This is a genomic window from Streptomyces sp. A 4/2, assembly GCF_940670765.1.
Taxonomy (GTDB): Bacteria; Actinomycetota; Actinomycetes; order Streptomycetales; family Streptomycetaceae; genus Streptomyces.
Map to the genome: position 1 here is coordinate 1 of NZ_CALNVW010000070.1, position 3,135 is coordinate 3,135.

The window sequence follows — 3,135 nt, forward strand, 5'->3', positions numbered from 1 at the left end:
CTCCGACAGGCTGCCCACGCTCGTGGGACGTGATGACTTCCCGGCAGAGGCCGAGGCCGAGCTTTCGGAGGCGCCCTTCGTCCACCAGCTGCGGTGGGTAGGCGCCGGCCGCCATCTGAGCAAGGCGATGGTGGACTACTACCGTGCCTACACCCAGACGGTGGCCTGGCTCGAAGACGACCTGGTTGACCTCGACGAGCTGGCCCGGTTCGAAGACGACCTCTCCGACGAATGGCAGCGGGAGTTCGACTGGATGCTCGATGACCTGGGCGATGACGCGGGCGACCGTGCCCAGGAACAGGCCGGCAGGGCGCTGCTACGCAAGACCCTGGACCAGACCCGCGTCCGGATCCGTGAGGCGTACGACGAGGCGTTCTTCTCCCGCGGCAAGCACCACGAACTGGCCGACCTCGGCCGGATCGGATGGCATCCCGACTTCGAGGAACGGGTGAAGAATCTGATCAGGGCCGCGCGTGCCTAGCTGGACGCGGAGGCCGCAGGCCAGCGCCGCCTTCCTCAACCCCGCTCTCATAGCCGCCATCGCCGCCACCGCGGCACGCGACTACGAGCGGGAGGCCTCCGGCAGGCTGATGCCATGGCCGATGGTATTCGTCCTGGCCCCGCTGGTCCTGCACCGGCCCACACGGCGGGCACTGCCCACCTCTACGCGTACCCACCTGACGAACTGGGTGGCAGAACACCCAGCACTCGTCGCCGGCCTTGCCTCACGCGGCACCTCCCTGGCTCCCGCGGTACGAGAGGGCTTGCGCTTCGGTCTCCGTCACCAGATGCTCGCGATCGAACAAGGCTGCCTCAAAGGCACACTGGCGCAGTCTCGTGCGGGCGGTGAGCTCGCCGATCTCATCAAGGCCGCCTCGCTGATAGGCCGCTGGACAGCCAAGTCAGAAAACCCTTCGACCGTATTTGCACTGTTGGGCGTGAGACCCTGAGCGGGTGCAGATCCGGTCGATCATCCTCTACAGCAAGAGCGGCGAGAAGCGCGTCCTGGACTTCCGGCTCGGCGAACTCAACATCGTCACCGGCACCTCCGAGACAGGCAAAAGCGCACTGCTCGACATCGTCGACTACTGCCTTGGCAGAGACGAGGCCACTCTCCCGGTCAGCCCGATCTTCACCACCGTCGCCTGGTACGCCGTCATCCTGCAGTTGGCCGACACCCGCATCCTCGCCGCACGGCCGGCACCTGGTCCGACGGCCAAGTCCGTCACCAACGCCATGTTCGAGGTCGGCAGCGACCTTGGTGTCCCGGAGCTGGCGGACCTGCGCATCAACACCGACTCCACCCAGCTGCGCCAGCAGATCGGACGCCGGATCGGTATCGGAGACACCCGCAGTGAGCCCTCGGCCGGCAGCCTGGCCGCCCCTCTCAGCGCCAATCTCGGTCACGCAGTCATGCTCTGTCTGCAGAACCAGGATGAGGTCGCGTCCAAGAGGATCCTGTTCCACCGCCAGAACGAAAACAAAATCCCCGAAAGCCTGAAGGCCACGATCCCGTACTTCCTCGGCGCGGTCCCGGAAGACCAGGCAGCCCTCCAGCAGCAGCTCCTCCAGGCCAAACGAGCCCTGCGCAGCGCGGAGAACCGCCTCAAAGCCGCCCAAGAAGCAAACCAAAACGTGGAATCACAGCTGCAGTCCCTCCTGGGCGAAGCCCGCGTACACGGACTCCTCGCCGACGACGCCTTCAACAGCCCGGACAGGGACGTAGTCGTCGAGGCACTGCAGCAGGCCTCCTCCTTCCGGACGGCCCGGCACGACGGAGACGAAGAGCAGCGTCGGCAGGAGCTTGTCCTCAACGAACAGTCCGCGGCTCTGCGCCGACAGCTGCGGTCCCTCGCAGAAGAGCGCCAGCTCCTGAACGACCTGGAGTCCCAGGCTGCCGGCTACAGCGGGGCCGTCGCCCGCGGCATGTCACGCCTGTCCGCACTCAGCCTCGTACCCGACGGCTTCCCCGGAGAACACAGCTGCCCCCTGTGCGGAAACGAGCTCGCCGAGCCCGACCCCACCGTCGGCGACATGCACACCACACTCGAGGACCTCCGCGGCCAGCTCGACAGCGTGCGCGCGGTACAGCCCCGCCGCGAGCAGGCCCTGCGTGACATCGAGCAGACAGCCATACGACTACGTGAAGAGCTCCGTGGCGTCGAAGGTGCCCTCAGCATCGTCGCTGGCCAACGCTCAGAACAGGCGGGCCTCTTGGGGCAAGCCGAGGCCCAGGCCTACACCCGCGGCAGGATCAGCGCCTACCTGGGCCAGATCAGCACCACAACAGGCCGTGGGCACCTCCAGCGTCTGCAAGCCGACGTCGACATCGCGCAGCAACGTGTCCAAGGACTCGAAGGTCAGCTCGACAGCGAAGCTATCGACGACAAGCTCGCCCACAGCCTCGGCTACATCAGCGGCAAGATGAGCAGCCACGCCAAATTCCTGAGACTCGAGCACGGCGACGGCCTGGTCCGCCTGAACCTGAAGAAGCTCACCGTCGTCACCGACACCCCGAACGGCATCACCGAACTGCTCCGCATCGGCAGTGGCAAGAACCATGTCGGCTACCACCTGGCCGCCCATCTCGCCCTCCACCAGTACTTCACCGCGAACAGCCGGCCGGTACCCCGCTTCCTCATGCTCGACCAGCCAACCCAGCCCTATTACCCCTCCGACATGGCCAAGGCACGAGGCAGGCTGGAAGACCTCGCCCTCGACGAAGACCGCGTGACGGTCACCGGCCTCTTCCAGCTCATGCACCAGGTCGTCACCGAGCTGTCCCCCGGCTTCCAGATCATTGTCAGCGACCACGCCGACCTGCCACACCCCTGGTACCAGGACTCCGTCCGCTACAACTGGCGCGGCGGCGAAAAACTCATCCCCACCACCTGGCTCGACACCAACCCCACGCCGTAGCCCCCGCCACCACATACCGGGGATCAGTGAAGCTGCGCAGTACTCAACCAACCTGCGCAGCCCCGCCCGCAGCCAGAAACACCACAGGTCAGGCGGATAGACCACCCCGACCCTGCGCAGATTCAGTGAGCCACCCAGCCAAAAAACCCGCTCACCCGAACTGCATAAAACGAAGTCAGGAGCATGGCCACCGCGCAGGTTCACCGAGCCTCGACA

General features: G+C 66.0%; 3 protein-coding genes. All 3 read left to right on the forward strand.

Annotation, left to right across the window (positions count from 1 at the left end; all coding sequences use genetic code 11):
- A partial coding sequence (locus NBY69_RS36925) for an ABC-three component system protein (protein ID WP_374211387.1) occupies nucleotides 1-481 on the forward strand: 481 nt, incomplete at its 5' end.
- Nucleotides 474-950, forward strand: a complete 477-nt coding sequence (locus NBY69_RS36930; RefSeq protein WP_030075983.1) for a three component ABC system middle component — start codon at nucleotides 474-476, stop codon at nucleotides 948-950. The genes NBY69_RS36925 and NBY69_RS36930, both read left to right, overlap by 8 nt.
- Before the next feature lie 4 nt (nucleotides 951-954).
- Complete coding sequence (locus NBY69_RS36935) at nucleotides 955-2,919, forward strand: DUF3732 domain-containing protein (protein ID WP_250306661.1); 1,965 nt, start codon at nucleotides 955-957, stop codon at nucleotides 2,917-2,919.
- The last annotated feature ends 216 nt before the right edge of the window (nucleotides 2,920-3,135 follow it).